The following is a 24,801-nucleotide window of genomic DNA, read 5'->3' on the forward strand; positions in this document are numbered from 1 at the left end:
ACTTTCTGAATAAAAACGTCAGTACAAGATGATAAAATATCGGCGCTTATTTGGTTAGCAATAAATTCAAAATCTTGGTTTGTTAATCCCCGTGCAGTATCGCCACTTAAGTTAATAGAAATAGTCAAAGTTTGAGGATTGCTGGAATAATTTTCATTATCTACTTCTTCTAGTTCATCTTCTACTATACCTAGATTAAACTCTTTAGTCCAAGCTGGAAACTTCTTACCCGTTTGTTGTCCGTAAATTTTCAGGGCATGGGGGACGATTCATTCTTCCAGCCTCTGATTAATTTCTCAATTTCAATTGGTAATTTACCATTTGCGATCGCAGTTTCTACCAAAACACGTTTCTGTTTGGCGGTAATACTGTTCACACTGCCGATGTAGCGGTGGTTTTTCTTCCTGCCTACCATCCAGCAGTAACGGTAATACCAGGAATTGAGTTTGACCCGATTCTAGAGTTGCACGCTGGCTGGATGTGCGATATCTGACGACGATAATGATGTACAAATTTGAACAATTGAGCCAAACAGAGGTAGAGTCTATGTTAGGAATAACACTACAGCAAACGCGAGTTTACCGAGAAATCAAGGAAGAAGGACGAGAGAAAGGACGACAAACGATGGCTAATACTATTTCCCGACAATTAACTAAGCGGCTTGGAGAACTTTCTGAAGAAATGCGCTCCTCAATTTCTAGTTTACCTTTTCCTGTTCTCGAAGAATTGAGCGATGCATTACTTGATTTTATTACCTTGGCTGATTTGCAATCTTGGTTACAAGGGCGAATAAATTAAACTACCTCTTGTTGCTTTTGAGTTAGATACATTGCAATTCCTTTCTCGTAGTAAGCTGCTTCATTAATAAAAATAGGATAAACAGTAGACTCTCCCTCATAAAAAATATCTTTTCCTGCAAAAGTCACAAACATTGGATCGCCTGGATTCAAAGGTTCATAATCCCGAAACTGAAGCTGGGGATGAATCATAGCTTGAATCTCCCCGCGTAGACGCAGCCTGCCGTAGGCATCGCTTCTTGGATAATCGATCGTCTCAATGTATTGATAGAGTGTAAGTGTATTGTTTGTCTGCGAAATACTACCTTGTTTGCACCCTTCAAAATAGTCTAAAATTGCATAAATAAGCTGCTCTGTTTGTTGAAACAATTCGGCGTTTAAGATGTTCTGAGCCACAGCCCCAACTTCTATTACAAAACCCAATTCGCACAAAGAACGCAGAAAACCACCTTCTCTTGATTGTGGATTTACAAAAATCTTGACCATTGGATTTATCGAAGTCAAATAAGCACCTAAGCGAAGTAAAAAAGGATTCATATCACAAAAAATCAGACTTAACCCCATGTTGGCAGTTGTGCTGTGCAAATCAATAATTACATCTACAAAGGGCTGATTTTGCGGTTGCAGTATTTGTTGAAGTGCTCTCGCCCGCGTATCTTCATAACTTGAGAGTTGGAGATTTTGTAAGCTTTGATTGGTGAAGCAACGGTTTAAATCCTTGTCAATATACCGTTTACCTTCTTCAATCGCTTTGAGATTACCAAGTAATGCCAGAGTTTCAAAACTTGCTCTGTTAATTAAATTTGGATATTGCTGAAATCTTTTAACTAGATGTACTCCTGTTAACTCATTACCGTGGTTTCCTCCAACGATCGCAACTCGTTCAATCTGACTCATAACAACCTCACTGGCTCCCCTACGGTTATTGAGAATGGTGCAAGATACAAGATAGAAGTATAACTGTTGCTGACTAAATCTTGTAAAAGACTGACGCGATGTCTACGACGGGCTACGCCTACGCTCCATATTCGAGCCAAAATGTGATAATTGTTAGCTTTAGCAGAAAAAGGGAAGAAATTTATGGAGTATAATTTTCAAGCGATGCCTCCGGCAAGCTACGCCTACGCTGAACTTTACAAAAACGCTCTCCTCAACGATGTCCTCCCATTTTGGGAAAAATATTCTCTCGATTGGGAGCAAGGCGGCTATTTCACTTGCTTAGACCGCTACGGCAAAATTTACGATCCAGACAAATTCATCTGGCTACAAAACCGCCAGGTGTGGACTTTTTCGATGCTTTACAACCAGCTAGAAAAACGCGAAAACTGGTTGAAAATTGCCAGTAATGGCGCTAACTTTCTCGCCAAACACGGCAGAGATAGTGATGGTAACTGGTACTTTGCCGTCACCCGTGAAGGGAAACCATTAGTTCAACCTTACAATATCTTCTCTGATTGCTTTGCAGCAATGGCATTTAGTAAATATGCACTTGCTAGCGGCGAAGAATGGGCAAAGGATGTCGCAATGCAGGCTTATAACAACGTATTACGCCGCAAAGATAATCCAAAAGGCAAATATAATAAAACCTATCCCAACACACGCCCGATGAAATCATTGGCTGTACCGATGATTTTAGCCAACCTGACTCTAGAAATGGAATGGCTGCTGCCAAAGGAAACACTAGAGAATGTCTTAGCTGAAACTGTCCGCGAAGTAATGACCGATTTTCTCGACCAAAAACGGGGACTAATGTCCGAAAATGTTGCCCCTGACGGTTCTCACATAGATTGTTTTGAGGGGCGGCTGATTAATCCAGGTCACGGTATCGAAGCTATGTGGTTTATTATGGATATCGCCCGTCGCCAAAACGACACCAAAACTATTAACCAAGCTGTTGATGTGGTGTTAAACATCCTAAATTTTGCTTGGGATAGCGAGTACGGCGGATTGTATTACTTTATGGATGCAGACGGTCATCCCCCACAACAATTGGAATGGGATCAAAAACTGTGGTGGGTTCACCTCGAATCTTTGGTTGCATTAGCGATGGGCTATCGCCTAACGGGACGTGAGGTGTGTTGGGAATGGTATCAAAAAATGCACCATTACACTTGGTCACATTTTGCCGATTCAGAATACGGTGAATGGTTTGGCTACCTGAATCGGCGTGGTGAAGTATTGTTAAACCTTAAAGGTGGCAAATGGAAAGGATGTTTTCACGTACCGCGTGCATTGTACCTTTGTTGGCAGCAATTTGAGGCATTGCGATCGCAGTTATGATTTTTATCCGAGCTAAAAATAAATATGAAATTACTGAGTTTTTAATAGCTTTTAACAAAAAGCTTTAGCATAAATATTTAATTTTACTCGTGATTATACGGTTTATAAGAATTAATATTTAAAGTTACGATTTAATGTAGATGATGTAATAAAGTACTCTTATGTGTACCTGATTGCATCATCATAAAATAGTTTGTTTTTAGTTTCTGTCAGCTCTTAGCACATTGAGAAGAGTTGTCAGAACATTTTCTGCCACAGTTTATGAGGTGTGTTGTTTATTCTGCTAGCGATCGCTGTGGCAGAATTTTAAGCTAATAAACTTTCAGATTCTCTCAATAAGTACTCTTTCAGGCAAAAGCCTGAGCAGTGCTATGGCTGACTGGATAACCAAGTCGGTTAGAAGCCCGTTGTCTGTTGTCTATAATTAGGAACATTGAAATGAAATCAATTCTTGAGCTGATTGAGCAGAAGAACCGGGAATATGCCCAATTGCCGTTCTTTAAATATATGGAAGACGAGTCGATCGATCCCCGGCAGAGACTGGCATTTGCACCCGTGATTGCTCCACTCGCACTGGAGTTCAGTGAGTTGTGCAAACGAGTTCTCAGAGATGAGCCAACGACTAATTACATTCAAGAGATGGTAAATCTGCACACCCATGAAGAACATTTCCACTGGCAATGGTTACTAGAAGACATGGAGAAAATGGGGATTGACTATCCCATGCGCTTCAGTGATGCAGTGCGATTCCTTTGGAGCGATGAAACTAAGATTTCCCGTTCCATGTTTCCGATCTTTGATCGGTATACTCGTGGAGCAGATCCCATCATCAGATTGGTTGCCATTGAGGTATCTGAGGTTACAGCGAATGTCTTTTTCCGTTCAACCATGTCTGCGGCCCTGCAACTACAAAAAATGACTCAAGCAGAGTTCCGTTACTTTGGTATGCGTCATAACCATATAGAAAATACCCACACTCTTCATACTCCTGCTTCTTTTCAAGTAATGAGAGAGATTGAAGTGTCTGAAGAGATTCGTCAAAAAGCACTTGAGTTGATTGATGTAGGGTTTGAGTATTTTACAGAGTTGATCGATGAGTTTTTGGTCTATATTAAGACCCATTCTTATCAACAACCCTTTGCTACAGTGTACCAACCAAAGCGATCGCCAACATCTGTCTAAACTATCTGCTCAATTTTCATTCATTCGGCGATGGTAAAAGACTTTGACTCTTTTACCGCCGCTTCTTTAACAGTGACTACTACTGTATAAACAGCATTGCGCTCTTCCTGAATCGGTTGAATTGCTCCATCACAGTCAGTGGCTCGGCTCATCAAGCTATATTTTCCTGGCGTTGCTGGAGTCCATTGAAACGTAAATCGTTGCCATGCATATTGTAGGCGTGCTTCAGCTTCAGCACTTTGCCAGGTGATGCCACCATCTATACTAACATCGACCGATTGGATACCCCTAGATGCCCATGCCCAGCCCCAAAGTATTTGAGGTTGAAGGGATAGTACTTCATTTTGAGCAGGATAAACGATCGCCGACTCCGGTGCAACTTCCCAAACAGGTTTTAAAGTCCCATCATCGCCTCCAACTCGATCGTTATAAAAGTTTGTTGTAAAGAGCCCTGGCGATCGCCGATCTGTGACATAAATATATGAGAGCCACTTTACAAAGTTAGTGCCATAGTAGCCTGGAACCACCAGCCGCAACGGAAAACCCCGCTCTGCTGATATCAACTCACCGTTAAGCTTGTACGCTAGCAACACATCATTATCCAATGCTTTTTCGATCGGAATATCTTTAATATATGAATCGCTAGAAACTCCCTCATAAACACCGCGATCGACTCCTACAAACCAGACATAACGAGCTTCCGGTTTAACTTGCAATTGATTAAGAATTGCTCTCAGCGAAACTCCACCCCATATAACATTACTTATAAGTCTTGTTGGAACCTTCGGTTGAAGCGGATTGCCTGAACATTGCTGGAAAACAGTTAATTCGCGATATTCCAGATTCAGCAAATTCTGATATGATAACTCAATATTTTGCTCCACTAATCCCGAAATTTTCAACTTCCATCGATCGATGTCAATGGCTGGGATTCCCAAATGACTGAGAACGAATAGATGCTTTTCAGGAGTAATAAAAGACTTGAGATCGTGAACGCCCAATGGAAACTTTGCAATCATTCCCACATAGCTCATACTCTTGTCTTCTAAAGTTTTGCGGAACTCATTCATTTTAGCAATCTACTATTAACGATTTTTACTTATAACTTAAGACTGGATTGCTGTTTTCTGGTATATTATACCAATTTCATTTATCAATATCTTCCCAAGGGTAGATTCCCAATATCGTCATTCTCCCCTAATTGCTAGCATTGCCATAACGATCCGATTTACCGCTCCCGTTGTCGGGTTTATGTGCGGTAGCAAGCATTGTCCGCTCGGATATCACAGGCTGCTTCTCGGTTCTAAATTATTGTTGTAGAAGACAACAACTCTACTACAGAGTGCCCTCTCTCTTCATCGTCTTTTTTTGGCGGAGGTATTGTTTAGCTAAACCGGGTTTCTCAATTTTTTATCTGAAGAAAATTACATCATGAATTGCGATCCTTCGAGTTAATTAGGGAAAACTTAACTTAGGTTATCCAGTAGCAAGTTTTATGGTAGAAAATCGAGTCGATGTTCCCGGCTATGGGATTGGTGAAAGAATTTACACCAGCACTCGCACCCTGGTTTACCGAGGTTGGCGAGAGGCGGATCAAACTCCTGTTGTCATCAAACTTCTTAAAAGTTCTTATCCCAGTCTGATTGAGTTGGCTCAATTCAGGAATCAGTATACCATTGCGAAAATCTTAAATGTTCTTGGGGTTGTTCGGATCTATAGTCTGGAGAGTTATCAAAATCGACCTGCCCTGATTTTAGAAGACTTTGGTGGAATTTCTTTGAAGGAGTATTCTGCCTCTTGGAGACAGGGATTCAGAAATGTAGGAAGTCAGACAAACCTCTCACACCCCTGTCCTCACTTTTTGAGCGAGTTTCTCCAGATTGCGATCGCACTTGCTGATATTCTCGCCGATCTCTACCATCACGAAATCATCCACAAGGATATCAAACCCGCCAATATCCTGATAAACCCTACCACAAAGCAGATTAAACTCATTGACTTTAGCATTGCTTCCCTGCTGCCAAGAGTTAACCAACTTTCAACCAGCCCGACTGTTTTAGAAGGAACCCTCGCCTATCTCTCCCCCGAACAAACTGGGCGAATGAACCGGGGGATTGATTACCGCACTGACTTCTATTCTCTCGGAGTCACTTTCTATGAACTCTTAACAGGGCAATTGCCATTTCAATCTGATGATTTTATGGAATTGCTGCATTGTCATATAGCAAAACAACCACCACTTTTAGGGGATAGAGAAGAGATTCCCCAAATTCTTTGTGATATCGTCATGAAACTGATGGCGAAAAATGCTGAAGACCGCTATCAGAACGCATTCGGGCTAAAGCACGATCTGCAAATGTGTTTAGATCAATTGCAAGAAAGTGGAAATATTATCCCATTTCAGCTAGGACACAGGGACGTTTGCGATCGCTTTACGATTCCCGAAAAACTCTACGGCCGGGAACTAGAAGTCTTAATGCTGCTAGCAACCTTTGAGCGGGTGCGCCAGGGAAATTCTGAAATGATCCTTGTAGCAGGTTCCTCTGGCATTGGGAAAACGGCAATTGTCAACGAAGTTCACAAACCAATCACCCGTCAGCATGGATACTTTATCAAGGGCAAATTCGATCAATTTAATCGTAATATTCCCTTTTTTGCTTTGGTACAAGCGTTTCGGGACTTAATGGCACAACTGCTGACAGAGAGTGATGCTCAAATTGACCAGTGGAAGACTCAAATTTTATCTACATTGGGTGAAAGTGGTCAAGTAATTATTGAGGTGATTCCAGAACTCGAACGAATCATTGGGAAACAGCCCTCCGTCCCAGAATTATCAGGTACTGCTGTCCAAAGCCGCTTCAATTTGCTGTTTCAGAAATTCATTCAAGTTTTCACAACCCAAGAGCATCCCCTCGTTATTTTCCTCGATGATTTACAATGGGCAGACTCGGCTTCCTTAAAACTGATGCACCTGCTGATGAGTGAAGCCAGCAAATCTTATTTGCTAGTGATTGGAGCATATCGAGATAATGAAGTTTATTCTGCACATCCCTTGATGTTGACCATTGAGGAAATGCGTCAAGAAGGGATTACAGTTAGTAGTATTGTCCTTTCTGCCCTCACCCAAACCGACCTGAATCAACTGATTGCAGATACCCTCAAATATTCAACAGAACAAGCAACTGCGATCGCTAATCTGGTCTATCAAAAGACCAAAGGTAATCCATTTTTCACTAACCAGTTTCTCAAATCGCTGCATGAAGATGGGCTGATTGCCTTTGCCAGCAGAACAGGTGATTGGCAGTGCAATCTTGCTCAAATCCGGGCGCTATCTTTTACAGAAGATATTGTCGAGTTTGTGGCGCTACAACTCCAAAAATTACCACAGCAGACTCTGGATGTTCTCAAACTGGCTGCTTGTGTCGGCAATCAGTTTGATTTAGAAACCCTAGCGGTTGTCTATGAAAAATCTCCAGCCCAAACCGCAGCAGATTTGTGGCCAGCCCTCAAAGATGGATTAATTTTGCCCAATGGCGAAGGTTATACATTCTTCCAGGATGAGTCTGTTGTCATGGATGATTTGACAAATGACAACACATCGATAACTATTACCTACAAATTTCTTCACGATCGCGTTCAACAAGCTGCTCATTCACTAATTCCGGCGGATCGGAAATCAGCAACGCACCTCAAGATTGGTCAATTGCTGTTGAGCAATACCCCAGAAACTGAGCAAGAATTGCTGATTTTTGAAATTGTCAACCAGTTGAATATTGGCATAGAATTGCTCGCATCTCAAAGCGATCGCGATCGACTCGCACAACTCAATCTGCTAGCAGGAAAGAAAGCCAAGTCTTCCACAGCTTACCAAGTAGCAATTGAGTATTTAACTGCGGGGATTCGTTTATTGAGATGCGACTGTTGGCAAAGTCAGTATGAATTGGCTCTGACACTCCACGAATTAGCCGCCGATGCTGCTTATCTCGGTGGCGAGTATGAACAGATGGAACAATTGGCTCAAACAGCGATCCAGGAAACCAAAACTCCACTAGATCGAGTCAGCATTTACGAAACCAAAATCCAGGCGTATACAGCTAAAAATGATGTGTTGGGAGCGATCGCGATCGCTCGTCAGGGAATGAGTCAGTTCGGTGTGGTTTTCCCAGAAACACCCACCCTGCAAGATATTCAGCAAGCCCTCCAAGAAACTGCTACCCTGATTAACGGTCGTGATATTGCCGAATTGGTTGACTTACCTCTGATGGTAGCCGCAGATAAGCTAGCAGTTACCCGAATTGTGGCAAACGTTGCTCCAGCCGTTTACATTGCCGAGCCAAATTTGTTTCCACTACTCATCTTGTCTCAAGTCCAAGCATCTATTGAGTCCGGCAATGCTCCATTTTCTGCCTTTTGTTATGCTTGTTATGGCATTTTGTTGAGTGGAATTCTTCAGGATATTGAAACAGCCGATCGAGTTGGCAACCTTGCCTTGGCACTAACTGACAAATTTAATATTAGCGACATCAAACCCACGGTATTTTATGTTGTAGGTGCTTTCATTACTTATTTAAAGTCTCCTTTAAAAAAATCTTTGCAGCTGATGCAGGAGGGTTACAAGATTGCCTTAGAAACTGGAAATGTATACTACGTAGGCTTCAACACCAAAGACATCTGCCAGTATTCCTATTTCCTGGGTCGAGAGTTGAACTCATTAGAGCAAGACATCCAGGCTTACACTCGTGTTTTGGAAAATTTTAAGCAAGTCACAACCCTCAACTACTGCCGCATCTTTTGGCAAACAGTTTTGAATTTGCAAGGGCTTGCTGAGAATCCCTGTATTATGACAGGTGAGGCACTGAACGAAACAGAATTTGTGACTCAATTGGTTCAAGCTAATGAATTGACTGGACTTCACTATTTTTTCCTCCACAAATTGATTCTCTGTTATCTGTTTGAAAATCTCTCTCAAGCAGTGGAAATAGCTGCTCAAGCTAGAGAATATCTCGTTGCGGGCACGGGCTATGCCACTGTGCCGATGTTTTATTTTTATGATTCCCTGACGGCTTTAGCAGAGTATTCTATAGCTACGCCCTCTCGCCAAAAAACATTACTGGAACGGGTGACAGAAAACCAAGGAAAAATGCAGATATGGGCGCACCACGCACCGATGAATTATTTGCACAAATTTGAACTGGTGAAAGCCGAAGAATGCCGAGTGTTGGGACTTATGGCGCAAGCAGTGGATCTTTACGATCGCGCCATCTCTGGGGCAAAAATCAATAGATACGTTCAAGAAGAAGCCCTCGCCAATGAACTGGCTGCCCGATTTTATTTAGAATGGAATAAAGAAGCGATCGCTAAAATTTACTTAGAAAATGCCTATTACACTTACCTTAGTTGGGGAGCGATCGCCAAAGTTAACCAGTTAGAAAAGCAATATTCTCAATTATTGCTTAAGGTTTTTGAGCAAGATGAAACTGGTTCTTCAACTCTCACCACTACCATCGGATTCAGCCAGAGTAGTTCTAGTGGGACTGAAGCGTTAGATTTAGCAACGGTAATGAAAGCCTCTCATGCACTGGCTGGAGAAATTGAGTTAGAAAAGCTGTTGACAACCCTGATGCAGGTTGTAATCGAAAATGCCGGGGCTGACAAATCAATCCTCCTGCTGCTTCAAGAGGATAATTGGGTAGTTGCTGCTCAAAAAACCAGCCAAGCGATCGTCGAAGAGGAGCAATTTCTTCTACCACAGGCTACGTCTACGGGTGAAAACCTGGGGATAATAAACCTGCATTCCCTTCCTCTTTCAGACAGTCAGAATATTCCCAAAGCGATTGTGAACTATGTCTCGCGTACCTCCGAAACCTTAGTGCTAGATGATGCCCGCAGAGAAACCACCTTCGCCAACGATCCCTACATCATTCAATGGCAACCCAAAAGCTTGCTATGTACGCCTATTCACAATCGCGGCCAGATCGTCGGCATCCTTTACCTAGAAAACAGTTTGACGACTGGAGCCTTTACCCAAAACCGTCTTGAGGTTTTGCGGTTGCTCACAGCACAAGCTGCCATCTCGCTGCAAAATGCTATGTTGTATAACAATCTAGCCGTAGCAAAAGCCCAACTAGAGGACTACAACCATACCTTGGAGCAAAAGGTGGAGCAGAGAACTCTGGAGTTGAATGAGAAAAATCAGCATCTCTCGGAAACTTTAGAACAACTGCAACATACACAAAGCCAACTGATTCAAACTGAAAAAATGTCTTCATTGGGACAAATGGTTGCAGGTGTTGCCCACGAAATTAACAACCCGATTAACTTTATCTATGGCAACCTCACCTATACCAATGAATATTGTCAAGATTTGCTGCACCTGATTGAGCGGTATCAGCACTACTATCCTCAACCATTTGCTGAGATTCAAGAAGAACTAGAAGCAATAGATTTAAACTTTCTCAAATCCGACTTACAAAAATTGCTGCAATCAATGAAAGTAGGGACAGATCGCATCCGCCAAATTGTCCTTTCTCTCCGTAATTTCTCGCGACTGGATGAGGCTGAAATGAAAAGTGTCAATCTTCATGAAGGCATCGACAGCACCTTGTTAATTTTACACCACCGTCTAGAAAATAAAACCCACCGCCCTGCAATCAATGTAATTAAGGAATATGCACAGTTACCAGAGGTCACTTGCTACGCCAGTCAGGTCAATCAAGTATTTATGAATATTCTCAACAATGCTATTGATGCATTGGATTTATCATTCACAACTGAACATAGACAAACAAAAATACCCACCATCAAAATTCGTACCAAAATGGCTGATGCTAATACAATAACTATTCAAATTGCAGATAATGGCCTCGGTATATCTGAGGAGGTAAAACAGCGACTATTTGACCCATTTTTCACAACAAAACCTATTGGTACAGGAACAGGCTTAGGATTATCAATTAGCCACTCTATTATAGAAAAACATGGAGGACAACTAAGTATCATATCGGAGCCAGGAAATGGAGCAGAGTTTTCTCTCTCTATCCCCTTAAATTGCTAAAGTAATAATAAACTTCGTTCCCTTTCCAGAAGTTGATGAGCAGTTAATTTGTCCATTATGTTTATCGGTAATAATTTGGTGGCTGATAGCTAATCCTAGCCCAGTTCCCTTACCCACAGCTTTAGTTGTAAAAGATGGGTCAAAAATTCTAGCTTGCACTTCAGGAGGCATCCCAAAAGCGTTATCTTCAATGCAAATCGTAACAGTTTCTTGCTGACGATCGACTGATGTAGCGATCGTGATGGTGTGAGGGACAGCAGCAGCAATTTCTTGAACTGAGTGGTTTTGATGGAGGTCATCAAATGCATCAATTGCATTGGCGATAATATTCATAAATACCTGATTAAGTTGTCCAGGATAGCAAGTGATTGGAGGTAACTCACCATATTGTTTGATCGTCTCGATTTTAGAGCGATTTCCTTGACCTTTTAATCGATGCTTTAAGAGCATTAAGGTAGTATCAATTCCTTGATGAATCTGAAACTCCACCATAGATGAAATATCAGATCGAGCAAAGGTTCTTAAAGAGAGGCTAATGTCTTTCAGAAGACCAATTCCCTGATGCATTGATCTCATAATTTTTGGTAAATCTTCACCTAGATACTCCAAGTCAATTTCTTTAACTAGTTGTTCAATTTCTGGGTCTGGATATGGTATTTTTTGCTGTTGGAGATTCACCAAACGCAGGAGACACTGCATATATTCTTCAAGATGAGAGCAATTTCCACTAATAAAACCAATCGGGTTATTAATTTCATGACCGATGCCTGCAATAAGTTGTCCAAGAGCGGACATTTTCTCACTCTGGATTAGTTGTAATTGGGTGTGTTGTAACTTTTGTAGAGATTGGCTTAATTCTATGGTGCGTTCTTGCACTCTTTGTTCTAAAGTACGGGTAAGATGGGAGATTTTTAAATGTAACTTTAATCGAGCAATAACTTCTTCTTGCTGGAAGGGTTTGGTAATATAGTCAACTGCACCAATTTCTAGTCCTTTCACTTTGTCTGTGGCATCGGCCAAAGCAGTCATAAAAATAACCGGAATATTCTGTGTGATGGAATTGGCTTTTAGTCTGCGACAAGTTTCAAATCCATCAATTCCAGGCATCATCACATCCAAAAGAATGAGATCGGGAACGGCATATTCTGTTTGTTCAATAGCCGACTCTCCATCAGTTGCCATGAGTGTTTTCCAGCCACATCCCTGAATCGCTTCTGATAGGACTTTGAGATTGTTGGGATTGTCATCTACCAAAAGGATATACATTGGCTTCAAGAGAGGTTCAAACATCATTGATGTGGCTCAGTTGTTACAAAATTTTTAAGGAACTTACGGATTTTTCCTGTTTGGAAGTTGACAGTAAATTGGCTTAACTCAGTTGCGAAGGGAGTTAGCTGACTATCTTGCTTAATTAACTCTTTTATTATTCCCTCGATCGCCGGAATATCTCCCATCATTGCTAGATGATAAAGTTGTTGTAAAACATCCTGGGATGGCAGAATCAATTCAGCATCGGCTTTCTGTTCGGGTTGGGAAAGTGATTTTTGAGGTGTGGATTGAGCATAAATCCATTCCACTTTTAGCAGCGATAGCAGTGCATTAAATAGCTCATCAACTTGCAGGGGTTTCGGCAAAAAAGCTGTAGCCCCGGCTTCAAAACTTCGTTGTCGATTTTCTTCAAAAACACTGGCACTAGAGACAATAATTGGAATAGTACGGGTTTGTGGATTTTCTTGTAAGTGAACCATTAACTCAAAGCCATCCATATTAGGCATGGCTAAATCCAGTAGAATCACATCTGGGTGATGTTCAGTTACCATCTGTAGTCCCTGTTTGCCATCGCTTGCTTTCAGGGTTCGACAGCCAATTCTTTCAAGCAAATTGGCCAACATAGAACAATGGTTAGTATCATCATCAACAATGAGAATTTGGGGCGCACTACCCCGAATACCGATGATTTTTTGATGGGTTGGGGCTGCATCTATGCCTGGGGTAGACATCGTTTCTATCTGCCAGTCATGAGAAACTGGTACTGTTACAATCAAATCCAGCCAAAAAAGACTACCTTCACCCAGATGACTCTGCACTTGAATTTGGCTGCCCATCAATGTTGCAATTCTTTGACTGATTGCTAATCCCAAGCCAGTACCTTCAGATTTCCGCCCTGCTTCACCTACTTGCTCAAAAGCCAAAAAGATTTTCTCTAATTGGTCTGATGACATTCCAATACCCGTGTCTTCAATCTGGAAGCGAATTTTCTGGTATGTCATTTGTCTATTGTCATTTGTCATTTGTTTAAATTCTTGACTAATGACATCTACTTTAAAGGTGACACTACCGTTGTCTGTGAATTTAATAGCGTTGCCTAGTAAGTTGATCAAAACTTGCCGTAGCCGTTTTTCATCGACTTCAATGGCAACTGGTAAGCGATCGCTGATTAAAATATTAAATCCAATCCCTTTTTGTTTTGCTCGGATCTTGCAAATTTCGGTGACACCATGCAAGAAAGTGGACAAATTGACAGTAGTCGCAAGCAATTCTAATTTCCGAGCTTCAATTTTTGAAAGGTCAAGAATATCATTGATTAGCATCAGCAGGTGTGTTCCACATTGGTAGATAATGCTGACTCCTTCCAGATTTTTCTCTGTCATATTTGGCGATACTTCTAGCACCTGAGCAAAACCAAGGATGCCATTAAGCGGTGTGCGTAGTTCATGGCTCATATTTGCCAGGAACTCGCTCTTTGCTTCGTTAGCAGCATCCGCAGCTTGCTTTGCTTCCAACAGTTCATGAGTTCGCTCTTCAACTTTGAACTCCAGAGTTTTGGAATAATCTAATAGTTGAGTGTTGGCAATTTCTAGTTGCTGATTCGCTTCTTCTAACCGCCTGTGTTTATAGGCATTTGTGGTTGCAATCACGCTGCTGATGAATGCGGCTAGGGTGGGTGTGACTGGAATCAGAATGCCATCTAAAAACATCCCATAGCTGCCCCCTACAAACACGGTACTGATACTTACAGTTGCCCAGAGAATTTTTCCACCAGGAATCCGCAGCCTGCGACTGGATAAGAACCAACTACCACAAGAACCGATCGCAGACCATAAAATAATCCAGAACGACACAGCCCGACTAGAAACGCCGTGCAAGGTTCCCTTGGCAATTTTTGCCTCTTGTACCAGTTGATGGGCAATATTGGCGTGGATAACAACCCCAGGTGTAGGTTTTTGAGTAGAGATCCAGGAAGAACTAAAGGGTGTATTGAAGAAGTCATTGGTGCTAGCGGCCGTCGATCCAATAAACACCATGCGATCGCGCATTAAGTTGGCTGGAATTCGCCCTGCTAAAACATCGCGCATGGCAACTGTCCGAAATGCCGCATCTGTTCCATGCCAATTGAGCAAAATTTGATAGCCGCCTAAATCAGTATCGGAGTAGCCTGCTTCTTGATTGTCTAATGGTAGGTAAATTGCTTTACCCAACTGAAACTTTTGCTGCTTGGGGTCAATACTTTCTAAAGTAATCTTGTCGGCTTCCAGGTACTTGAGCGCCACCTGGGTTGCCAATCCAGCTTTGAGCGTGTTTTGCTCTTTGGTATCAACTGCCGTCAGCAAAGCGCGACGCACAAAGCGATCGCCATCCAATACCAAATCTGCTAATCCGACTCGATCGAGTTTCTTCAATTCTGGTGGCGGATTGACACGCTCTCCGGTGATTTTCTCAACGCCGATCAAATTGGGAGTGCTGCGGAAGATTTTGACCAGTTTTTCATATCCGCTTCCCTCTGGTAAATCTCGGTAGAGATCCAATCCGATGGCTCTAGGTTGCTGTGCCCGAATCTTTTCTAGTAATTTTGCTAATGCCCAATCGGGAATTGGCCATTTTCGCACCGATTGGATATCACGCTCATCGATTGTGACAATCACAATTTCATCGGCGATCGTTCCTGGCGATCGCTGACGAACCCATTCGTCACGAATTTTCCATTCAAGTAAATTGAAAAATCCCAACGATTGCCCGACAATGACAGTCAAAGCAACTGTGGGAGTAATAATTAAAACGCTACGAGTGCGTTGGATGAAAGTCTGGAATCTGCGCCACATGGGGAATGGGGAATGGGAGATGGGGAATAGAATGGGGAATGGGGGAAAATAACCAATGCCCAATACCCAATGCCTAAATTACTGTTAGTTAGTAGATCCTAATAACGGAGCTGTGACAATCTCTTTTAAGTTAACTGAAGAGAGGAGTTCTTCCCATTGCTTGGTAAGAGTTACGTTAGTAGGTTGAGCGCTATGTAGGGCTGCAAGTGTTTCCACGCAATCATACCAAACGCCATTTTTACCAAAAGCTGTCGCTCGCTTCAAAGCATCTTGCTGCTGCATCGCTGTTGCTAGTTCAGCACTAGGCTGGATACGTTGAATCCAACCATCGACATAAGGGGTACTTGGGCTGAGTTGTCCATCAACTTTAACAGCTAGGAACCAATGGTAGTTTTTCCCAACTACTAAAGCGGGTGCATCGGCTGGTAATTTGATAGCGATCGCTCCAGCTTTCAGAGTAATAGGAATGGTCATTTGATATTGCGTATTGCCAGTTTCATCCTTGAGGCTGAACACAGCTTCTTCTGCATTAGAAACAGGGAGATATACCAGAATTGTGGGATGTTCAGACACTGTTGTGCCATAGAAGCTTTGCGGTAGGAGGGCGATTAGAGCTGCCGGGCCTGCCGATTCAGTTGAAGTATTTAAGTAGTAAGTACCAACGCGAGAAGCTCCTCCACTTGCCTGTTGAGGAGTGCCTTTACCAGCACTAGGTGTAAACAAACTACCACGGGAAGCTCCTCCCGTTGCTTGTCTAGGAGCGCCTTTACCAGCACTAGGTGTAAACAAACTACCACGGGAAGCTCCTCCCGTTGCTTGACTGGGAGCGCCTTTACCAGAAGTAGGGATAAAGAAATTACCACGGGAAGCTCCGCCGGTTGCTTGGCTGGGAGCGCCATTGTTAATTGGTGGGGTAAATGTAACAGCATTGGCACTGTTCCATGTACTACTAGCAAACAGAGCGATGATGCTCAATGTACTAGCTAAATATCGAAGCTTCATAATGTTGAACTTCCTTAAAGAAAAGGTAATACTAAGTAAATTTATTGTGATTGTGGGAATAAGCTTGGAAAATTAGTTCATCTAACAGCCAAAGGCTTAAAGAACTACTAGCAATATAAACCAAATTTAACCGATATAACGTAAAATTTCGTCCTAGCTAATATAGCTTAACTCAATATAATTACGTAGTTAACAAGATAAGTAAGAGGTAGATTGAGGCTCGTGATTTACAGCAGTTTGCTTTTTAAGTGAAGTACAAAATGTAGGACTCAAAACTGAGATATAAAGAGTTTCTACCCCCTGCCTCCTGCCTCCTTCACAGCCAGTTACCAACCAAAACGAAGGCAGACCAAAAGAAAGGATCGTGGAAATCAGTTTGGCGGATCGTGTTGATTTGGGCTTGCCGCAGTGCTTCAGCTTTAGTGATTTTGGGTTGTCGCAGTTGGTCATAGAAGTGTGTCATCAGCATCTCGGCTACTTGATCTTTGACGGGCCAGAGAGTGGCGATAGTTGAGCGGGCACCAGATTTGACAGCCAAGCCTGCTAGTCCCAGAACGGCGCGATCGTCTCCTGCTGCTGTATCACAGGCACTCAAGACTAGCAACTCAATCGCTTTTGATGGCTCGTTACCCCGGTTTTTGAGGAGTTCAGACAATTCCTTAACATTGACTTCTCCATCCCAAGTTAGCAAGAAGGTATCTTCAAGACGGGAGCTAAACTGTCCGTGGGTTGCCAAATGGACGATACCTGCACTACTAGATTTGACACGATTGGCAAGGGCTTGACTGGTGAATTGCTCATTTAGCAACGTCGAAGATGGCACTGTCTTGGAGATTTGCTTAACTTCTGATTCCACCGCAGGTAAAGCGCTAAAGCCATTACGAGATTCGCTGATGCCCCCGACGATCGCACTGATGTGATTTTGCTGGAGCGATCGCGCAGCCATTAGTTGCATTCCTGGTGAGAGGGCAACAGCATACTTTTCAATCAGATATTGCTTCCCATCATACAGGGCTGCTATAGGGATATTACGTAATCGACCATCTAAAACAAATACTAGTGTTTGGGTGTCTTTGAAGGCTCGATCCATTTCGGCAGGACGAATTAGCCAACTATAAATTTCTTGGGACAAGCGATCGCGCTCTTGAAAATCTGAGACGGGATTGAAGCTAACTAATAATTTGTCTAGAGTTTGTTCGACTTCAACTTGAGATTTTTGTGTTGCATAATAACGCAATGGTTGTCCAGTTTTGGAAAGGATTATTGCTAGGCGATCTGGCAAGATAATCGGATAAATAACAGTTGCATTGGGGTCAACTTGGTCAATCTGCTGAGACTTATCTAAACAAGCTTCCCGGAAAAAGTTATCGAGTTCTGCAACTTGCAGACCCTCAATTAAATCACGGGCTTGTATTAGTGCTGCCTGACTTGGTTGCCGATCTAAAAGTAAACTTACCAGTTCGCGGTAAACAGGCTCCACACTTTCACGGAAGGAGAACTGAATATCACGGTTGATGGCAACCAAATCTCCCCGGATTGACTTTAAAGCTTTAACCGCTTCTGTATAAGCAGTAATTGCTTCTTGGCGATCGCCTTGTTCTTTATACAACTGTCCCACTTGCCAAGCAGATTGAGCAATAATATCCTCAGATTGGAGTTGACGCGCAATGTCGAGGGATTTTTGACTTAACTGCTGTGCTTGTGATAATTGCTGTGTCCGACGATAGAGTTTTGCCCACTGATACAATGCGTAAGCTTCTGCTTGAGCATCTTGGATCTGTTGTGCAGACTTGACTGTAACTGCCATGAGTTGCGCCTGGTCTTTCAGTGGTACGATTTGCTCAGAATTTGACCGTCGATTCAGGGTGGCAACAAAATTGATCGCTGCGTAGAGAGAAGTGTGGCTGGGGGGTAGTTCTCGAAGTTGTTGTTGTAGTTGAGGTGCGAGTGGGGTAGCCAACTCAGGTTTGTCGTAATCGAGAAAAAGCTTAAACTGAGCTAAACGCGCCTGTAAGCGATCGCTTGGATTGGTGGTTAGCTGTTGGGCTTGTTGAAAGTAATCCAATGCCGCTTCTGGATTTTGCAAATCAACGGCGGTTTTTCCTAAGCTTAGTAGGATGGAACTCAACTGAGTTGTAGTTTGAGTTTGGCGAGCGATCGCCAAACTTTCCTCTAACACCTCTTTACTCTTACCATCGCCAATCATTTGCAGGGCTAAACCAAGCGATCGCAGTCCACTAACTTTAATTTCCGAATCTGGCATTGCTCTTAACTTTTGAGTTAGCGTCTCCAACTGCTCTTTAGAACGGCGATAAAATCCCAAACTTTGGAAAGCTTGTGCCTGGTTAATTTGACTACCCAAGCTACCCATTTTGTCGCCTGCTTGCTCATAATATTTTTGAGCTTGTTGCCAATTTTCGAGGGCAATTTCGGCTTTGCCATTGTGAAATTGCAAATTTGCTTGGGTATTGAGTGCCTGCGCCCAGAGAATTGCATCAGCAGAGGGAATAGAGGTTTGCAACAGTTTCAAGCTTTGTTCAATAGATTGACTGGCTGCTTCCCATTGATTAAGTTCTTGTTGTGCCAGTGAAAGGTAACTCAAGCTTAGGGCTTCGTTCAAGCGATCGCCTTGAGCCTGGTACTGTTGTGCTGCCGTTTCCCAAATCGTTACTGCTTCTGCAAAGCGTCCTGAACGATAGAGATTCCGTCCCTGTTCTAGCCAATTGCTAGCCTGGGAAGTGGATGCTAACACATTCAAGGTAGAAGTTGTCAGTACTTGGAGAGATGCTACAGCAGGTGTAATGGTTATTGTCAAACACAAGCTCAAAATAATCAGATTGATATAGAGCCACCGACGTTGTTTGATTGGGAAAAGCATAAGTAATTGCCGAGATTAATATTTAATAATTTATGTATTAGATTACTTTGAGTTTGTTAGAGAATTCTTGGCAAATTAACTCTTGGAAACCCCAGCACAAGTTAACTGCGGCTGTACATGTGTAGGAGATTGCGCCGCAATTAATTCAACTTGACCCTGTGTATTAAGTTGCCAACCAGTAGCTTGGATAATGACTTCTGGGGATGCTGGGATCTGGGCAGTTACCTGACTTGTTTTGCGGTATCCTGAGATGTCGCGGGTATCAGACCAAGTGCGATCGCTCGTCACATCTAGATTGGGATTTTGCGGCACGCCACCCCGTCCCGTTGCCACAAAGCGGCTGCCTTGGTTGACAGAACAACCACTGGCTATTTGCTGCGATGGATTGGTGATATTCGCCGGCAGTTCTACTAAGCCAGAATTTGGATCGACACCAATAGTATTAACTTGCACATTCCCATTCACACCCAACTGTGAACTTGCTGTAATATCATTGTCTGGTGTAAGTTGGTCGCGAAATTTCAGACCAAAAATGCCTTGGGTCGTGATTTGAATATTACCACCACGACCTCGCACTGCATTAGCAACAATATCGCTGTTTTCTAGTCCGACAATGATGGGTGCATTGATGTTGATATTACCCCCATTACCATTACCACCGGCTGTTGAGCTAATCAGGCTATTGTCTCGGAGAAACAACAGGTTTGTGGTTTGTAAGCTAATATTGCCACCATTACCAGATTCTGTTTGGGCTTGAATAAACCCTTGATGATTTAATCGGATCGTATCTGCATCGATCTTCAGACTGCCACCGTTTCCACTGCCTTGACTAGTGACACTGACCGTTCCGCCATTGGTCAAGGTCAACTTTGGGGTAGTAATATTCACACTACCTGCATTAGCCGTCAGTATATTTGGCAGACCGAATCGCTCCCGCAATCGGGGGTCAGGTCGAATGGTAGATGCATTAATGCTGCTGTTATTTGCTCTGCCGCGATCGCTAACTGTAATCGATTCGCTGGCATTAATGCTTAAATCTCCCCCATTACCGCTAAAAAATGCGGTGGCAGCAACTGCTCCCCCATCCAGAATTTGCAAGTTGGCGGTATTCAACGTTAAGGTTTTTGAATTTCCAGTGGCAAATGTAATTATACCGATATTACTATAAAGTTCTGAAGGGCTTTCTCCCGTCACCGTTGTACTAGTGTTGCGAATCGTGACTTTACCGCTAGACCCACTGCCAAATGTACTCGAAGACAGTGAAGCACCACTTGATATTAGTAGACTATTACCATTGATTACCACATCGCCGGCATTTCCCGTACTTAAGGTAGTAGTGTTAAGGATGGTGACAACACTGGGATTAATAGGTGAAAAGCCAGATAAATCAATTGCCATTGCCTCAATTTGAATATTGCCACTAGGAGCCAATCCCAATGTTGAGCTATTCAAACCTGCTCCCTGAGTGAGGGTTAAACTGGGAGTGATAACGCTAATGTTTCCACCAGCTCCCCGACCAAAAGCTTCATCGCGAATCCCGCTCCGAATTGTGGCATTGGATGTTGTGCCTATTAGATTAATCGCCTTTGTCGCCTGGAGATGAATGTCACCACCGGGGAAATTACCAAGATTTTGTGCCAGTACCAGAGATCCATCAGTAAATTGAATTCGTTCACCCTGAATCTGAACGGAACCGGCATTGATCCCACTCACATCTAATAGCGATCGCTCTGCTAGCTGAATATCGCCAAAGTGTTGTATATCTCCATACCCTAGTGTGTAGCCTCGTTGGTTTGGTGTGAGGCTGACAAGTCCTGCACCGCTCACACTGCCTAATTCTACTTGTCCTTGGTCGGCGCTCAAGGTTGCTCCATTTAGATGTAGGTCGCCACCCACTAAAGCGATCGTGTTTCCAGGCTGTACTTGCAGTTTTGTAGAACTGGGAATCCGAGCCAAGGGAGCCAGAGTCATTCCACTGGTTGCGGTTAAGGAGTGTCCTGTACCTTGAACGGTTATCGGTGCCGGATTGCTGCCCATTTGCAAGCCAAGGGGAACATTGATAGTCAATAATGAAGGAGCTTGAGGATTAATGGTGCTAAACTCAGCACCATTACTAAATTTAATGCTCTCAGCAGTTGTCCCAATAAACGAGCCGCCAATATTAAGTTTGGCATTGGCGCTGAAAACTATACCACTAGGATTGATCAGAAACAGATTAGCGCTACCATTCGCCTGAATTAAACCATCAATATAAGAAACATTACCGCCAGTTACACGACTGAAGATATTTTGCACATCTGCGGCATTATTGAAGAAAGCCGAGCCGTTGTTGGGAACTGAGAATTGGCTGAAGCTGTGGAAGAGGTTGTTGCCAACTCGATTACCGTTGGTGATGGTGAAGTTATTGCCATTTTGGGAGACACTAGTATTAAGGGTGCTATCAGGAGTTACCTGAGCGTTAGTAGATTTGTTCCCCAGAAGTATTGCCCCTAAAGGTAGCATCATTCCAATTGTCAAGATTCTATTCACCAAACTTGAACAAGTATAGGTAGCTTTCATAACTTAGTTCCCATTCATAGCCTAATAGCTAGAGTTCCCTAAATCGAATTATTCCTTTCAGCAAACAAGGCAAAAGAAGGAAAAAATAAAAAACGGTTTGAGAGCAACTAAATGTATTTATGGAAAAAATAAAAAGATTTGTTACTCTCCGAGAAGCCGCCTTGCGTCTATGAGACACGCAGTCCAAGAAACAAGGTGTCCTGTTAAATCCCCGGAAATCAATTTCGGGGATTCTCTTTTTACTTTTTAATTTGTGTGGAGAAAATGCGAAATTGAAGAAGAATTCTGACTCCTGAATTCTGGTTTGATAAGCAGATTTCTAACTCAGCCCTCTCATTGCCTGAGTTGGTATCCATACAGTAAAAATTGAGCCAATACTGATAGTTGATTCTACTTCAATTCGACCCCGATGGAGTTCTACAAGTTGTTTAGTTAAAGCTAATCCAAGTCCAGTACCTTCGTAGCGGCGGCGGTAGGGTGTATCTAGTTGCTGAAATTTTTCAAAGATTAATGGTAACTGTTCTTCGCGGATACCAATCCCAGTATCTTCCACTTGAAAAATAGCTGTATCATCCTCCACCCAAAGGCGCAAGGTAACATTACCACTTTCAGGGGTAAATTTAATCGCATTAGTTAACAGATTCAAGAGAATTTGGGCTATTCGTTCTGCATCGGCGGTAAAGCGATCGCGTCTGGGATCGATTTGCAAATCAAGGTTAAGATTAATTTGTTCGCTTGTTGCTTTTTTTTGTAACGACTCTACAGCATTTTCAGCAACATTCACCAAAGAAAATTCCGAAATATTTAAAGCCGTCTTCCCAGCCTCGATTTGCGATAAATCGAGGATGTCATTAATCATTTCTAATAAATGTTCTCCACTGTCGTGGATTGTTTGCAGATAGTCGCGTTGTCGTTGACTCAATTCACCCAAAGGCCAGCGTAACAAAGTAGACGACATCCCAATCACATAAGTTAAAGGCGTGAGTAATTCGTGACTGATAGTAGCGAGAAATTCACTTCTGATCCGGCTAGCAGCTTCGGCGGCGAGGAGAGCATCACGTAGTCCAATTGTGCGTTCAATCACTCGTTGTTCGAGAGTTTGTTTTTCTTGGGTGAGGGTTTGCATTAACTCAGCTTGATGAATTGCGATCGCTAATTGTTCGGCGATAGAAGTCAGCAAGTTTTTTTCACTCTCAGTCCACTGGCGTTGCTGATTGCACTGATGAGCAATCAGCAAACCCCACAATTTATCCTCAAATATAATCGGTGCTGCCAACTTGGCCCGAACTTGGCTTTCCCTTAAAAAATTCAATAAACACTCTTCTAGAGCATAAGTTTTTTCGACATCATCCACAGCTAAGGTAAAGCCTTGACGATACTTCTCCCAACATTGAGAGGTTCGCATAAAGCAATTCCTTTCTGTGTAATTCAATACAGATGTAATGGCATTTGTAGCACGGGCTTCATAGACAATATAACCCCCATACTGTTGGAAGTCTTTTAGTAGAGATTGATTATTTACTGAAATAGAAGTTGAGCGTTTACCGTTACCATCATCTGGAGAAGACTGGTGTTGTTGAGTGTTGACTTTGGAACCTTCAAATTTATAGATTACTAATCGGTCTAATTCTAGAAACTCACGCACCTGTGTAATTGCCGTTGCCATAATCACTGGCAAATCCAGGCTTTTGCGGATCTGCGTTGTTACCTGATTCAACAACCGTTCTTGGGAAACCTGTTTTTTTAAGGCATCTTCCACTGGTTGACAGATATAAACTGCGGGCCCAATTGGACTTGGAGGTGATATTATTTCTTGGTTTGGCTGAGTTAGGAGATATTCTAATAACAACAGCGAGAACTTACTTTGGAGGGTAGCATCATTGGGCCCAATAATTTGGCGATAGCATTCGAGATTTTGATAAGTAGAGGAATCGCACTCAAACAAGTCTCTCAATTCGCCGAGAAAGGAAGCGATCGCTTCTAAATTAAATGTCAATCTAGCACTGAGTGCCGAATCAATTCCTTGCTCCCCTGTTCCCCTGTTCCCTTGCTCACCTGACTCAAAATTTCCTAACAAAAGCGCACTAAACTGCTCAGAAACCACCAACGTAAACCTTTGCCTTTGCCACTCCACCGATATGCAAATCCTCGCCAATACACCTTCGGTCAGTACCAGAGTGGCACTTTCTACTGTTTGAGCCATCTGCTCCAACAATTCGCCAAGCTGATTAAATACAACAATAGGCAAGGTTCGAGAAAAGCTCAAATCAGGAGAACTAAGCATTTTTAATCATTATTGGTAAGAGGGGACAAATGCAGGGAAAAAGTTTATTTTGATTGTGTAATAACCAATAGTTTAAGACGGTAATCAAACATTATGCATCGTATAAGTAGCACATCGGGTGGATGGAATCAGTCAGAGGGTTTAATTTTTCTAGAACAAACTCCAGCGCCTTTGGTGTTAATTACGGCTGCGGATACCGACATTCAAACTTTAGCAGTTGCGGTTTTAAAATTACCTGCACATTTTCCTGCATTAAGAGTCGCCAATCTATTGCAATTGCAACAACAGTTAAGCATAGATACTTATGGGGAGCAAGTTTTAGAACTTGCCCAGGTAATTATTTTGCGCCTATTAGGAGGGCGTTCTTACTGGGGTTATGGTTTAGAAGTAGTCCAAGAAATTGTGCAACGTAATGGTAGAACTCTCATTGTAATGCCAGGGGACGATGCTTTTGATCCCGACTTAATTTCTCAGTCTACCGTGCCTTTAGGTGTTGCTAACCAGGTATTGCAATATTTTAGTGAAGGCGGCGTAGAAAATTTTGTTAATGCTCTGCAATTTATTTCTGATAATTGTCTGTTAACTGCATACAATCCCCCGCCACCCCGCCCGATTCCACGTGTGGGATTGTATGAATGGGGAGTGGGGATTGGGGACTGGGGACT

Annotated in this window: 12 protein-coding genes and 2 pseudogenes; 5 read left to right on the forward strand and 9 right to left on the reverse strand. The window is 42.7% G+C overall.

Going from position 1 to position 24,801, the window contains the following annotated elements; translation table 11 throughout:
* Positions 1-314 precede the first annotated feature (314 nt).
* A complete protein-coding gene (locus CDG79_RS42875) occupies positions 315-512 on the reverse strand; it encodes a hypothetical protein (RefSeq protein ID WP_189525174.1) in 198 nt (65 codons plus the stop codon).
* Between CDG79_RS42875 and CDG79_RS28965 the strand changes: the two are divergent.
* Positions 481-798, forward strand: a pseudogene (locus CDG79_RS28965) (DUF4351 domain-containing protein); the annotation flags it as partial. The gene CDG79_RS42875 and the pseudogene CDG79_RS28965 overlap by 32 nt on opposite strands.
* Here CDG79_RS28965 and CDG79_RS28970 read toward each other — a convergent pair.
* Positions 795-1,694, reverse strand: a complete 900-nt coding sequence (locus tag CDG79_RS28970) for an aspartoacylase (protein ID WP_094345210.1) — start codon at positions 1,692-1,694, stop codon at positions 795-797. The pseudogene CDG79_RS28965 and the gene CDG79_RS28970 overlap by 4 nt on opposite strands.
* Before the next feature lie 183 nt (positions 1,695-1,877).
* On the opposite strand from CDG79_RS28970, the gene CDG79_RS28975 reads away from it, so the two are divergent.
* On the forward strand, positions 1,878-3,077 hold the full coding sequence (locus CDG79_RS28975; RefSeq protein ID WP_094345211.1) for an AGE family epimerase/isomerase: 1,200 nt from the start codon (positions 1,878-1,880) through the stop codon (positions 3,075-3,077).
* A 438-nt stretch (positions 3,078-3,515) separates the two neighbouring features.
* Complete coding sequence (locus CDG79_RS28980) at positions 3,516-4,259, forward strand: hypothetical protein (protein WP_094345212.1); 744 nt, start codon at positions 3,516-3,518, stop codon at positions 4,257-4,259.
* A gap of 20 nt (positions 4,260-4,279) precedes the next feature.
* Here CDG79_RS28980 and CDG79_RS28985 read toward each other — a convergent pair whose 3' ends face one another.
* Positions 4,280-5,329, reverse strand: a complete 1,050-nt coding sequence (locus tag CDG79_RS28985; protein WP_094345213.1) for a molybdopterin-dependent oxidoreductase — start codon at positions 5,327-5,329, stop codon at positions 4,280-4,282.
* Between the two features lie 425 nt (positions 5,330-5,754).
* Here CDG79_RS28985 and CDG79_RS28990 point away from each other — a divergent pair, with 425 nt between their 5' ends.
* Entirely contained in the window at positions 5,755-11,313 is a 5,559-nt protein-coding gene (locus CDG79_RS28990) for a trifunctional serine/threonine-protein kinase/ATP-binding protein/sensor histidine kinase (protein WP_094345214.1), read from the forward strand.
* Here the strand turns inward: CDG79_RS28990 and CDG79_RS28995 are convergent.
* The 6 genes from CDG79_RS28995 to CDG79_RS29020 form a co-directional block, all read right to left on the reverse strand.
* Positions 11,302-12,606, reverse strand: a complete 1,305-nt coding sequence (locus CDG79_RS28995; protein ID WP_094345215.1) for a hybrid sensor histidine kinase/response regulator — start codon at positions 12,604-12,606, stop codon at positions 11,302-11,304. The two genes, CDG79_RS28990 and CDG79_RS28995, sit on opposite strands and share 12 nt — an antisense overlap.
* Positions 12,603-15,413 carry a CHASE2 domain-containing protein gene (locus tag CDG79_RS29000; protein ID WP_094345216.1) on the reverse strand — a complete coding sequence of 937 codons (2,811 nt, stop codon included), beginning with the start codon at positions 15,411-15,413 and terminating at the stop codon, positions 12,603-12,605. Before CDG79_RS29000 ends, CDG79_RS28995 begins: the two co-directional genes overlap by 4 nt.
* An 84-nt stretch (positions 15,414-15,497) precedes the next feature.
* Positions 15,498-16,415, reverse strand: a complete 918-nt coding sequence (locus tag CDG79_RS29005) for a DUF928 domain-containing protein (protein ID WP_094345217.1) — start codon at positions 16,413-16,415, stop codon at positions 15,498-15,500.
* A gap of 316 nt (positions 16,416-16,731) precedes the next feature.
* Positions 16,732-19,293 carry a CHAT domain-containing protein gene (locus CDG79_RS29010; RefSeq protein WP_094345218.1) on the reverse strand — a complete coding sequence of 854 codons (2,562 nt, stop codon included), beginning with the start codon at positions 19,291-19,293 and terminating at the stop codon, positions 16,732-16,734.
* 75 nt (positions 19,294-19,368) lie between these two features.
* Positions 19,369-21,852, reverse strand: a complete 2,484-nt coding sequence (locus CDG79_RS29015) for a two-partner secretion domain-containing protein (RefSeq protein WP_094345219.1) — start codon at positions 21,850-21,852, stop codon at positions 19,369-19,371.
* 319 nt (positions 21,853-22,171) lie between these two features.
* Complete coding sequence (locus CDG79_RS29020) at positions 22,172-24,136, reverse strand: GAF domain-containing sensor histidine kinase (protein WP_094345220.1); 1,965 nt, start codon at positions 24,134-24,136, stop codon at positions 22,172-22,174.
* Between the two features lie 93 nt (positions 24,137-24,229).
* On the opposite strand from CDG79_RS29020, the pseudogene CDG79_RS29025 reads away from it, so the two are divergent.
* Positions 24,230-24,801: pseudogene (locus tag CDG79_RS29025) on the forward strand (cobaltochelatase subunit CobN); the annotation flags it as partial.

Source organism: Nostoc sp. 'Peltigera membranacea cyanobiont' 232, assembly GCF_002245985.1.
GTDB lineage: Bacteria > Cyanobacteriota > Cyanobacteriia > Cyanobacteriales > Nostocaceae > Nostoc.

Coding starts and splice junctions, on each gene's coding strand:
- CDG79_RS28970 (WP_094345210.1), bottom strand. CDS start 1,694: ATGAGTCAGATTGAACGAGTTGCGATCGTTGGAGGAAACCACGGTAAT.
- CDG79_RS28975 (WP_094345211.1), top strand. CDS start 1,878: ATGGAGTATAATTTTCAAGCGATGCCTCCGGCAAGCTACGCCTACGCT.
- CDG79_RS28980 (WP_094345212.1), top strand. CDS start 3,516: ATGAAATCAATTCTTGAGCTGATTGAGCAGAAGAACCGGGAATATGCC.
- CDG79_RS28985 (WP_094345213.1), bottom strand. CDS start 5,329: ATGAATGAGTTCCGCAAAACTTTAGAAGACAAGAGTATGAGCTATGTG.
- CDG79_RS28990 (WP_094345214.1), top strand. CDS start 5,755: ATGGTAGAAAATCGAGTCGATGTTCCCGGCTATGGGATTGGTGAAAGA.
- CDG79_RS28995 (WP_094345215.1), bottom strand. CDS start 12,606: ATGATGTTTGAACCTCTCTTGAAGCCAATGTATATCCTTTTGGTAGAT.
- CDG79_RS29000 (WP_094345216.1), bottom strand. CDS start 15,413: ATGTGGCGCAGATTCCAGACTTTCATCCAACGCACTCGTAGCGTTTTA.
- CDG79_RS29005 (WP_094345217.1), bottom strand. CDS start 16,415: ATGAAGCTTCGATATTTAGCTAGTACATTGAGCATCATCGCTCTGTTT.
- CDG79_RS29010 (WP_094345218.1), bottom strand. CDS start 19,293: ATGCTTTTCCCAATCAAACAACGTCGGTGGCTCTATATCAATCTGATT.
- CDG79_RS29015 (WP_094345219.1), bottom strand. CDS start 21,852: ATGAAAGCTACCTATACTTGTTCAAGTTTGGTGAATAGAATCTTGACA.
- CDG79_RS29020 (WP_094345220.1), bottom strand. CDS start 24,136: ATGCTTAGTTCTCCTGATTTGAGCTTTTCTCGAACCTTGCCTATTGTT.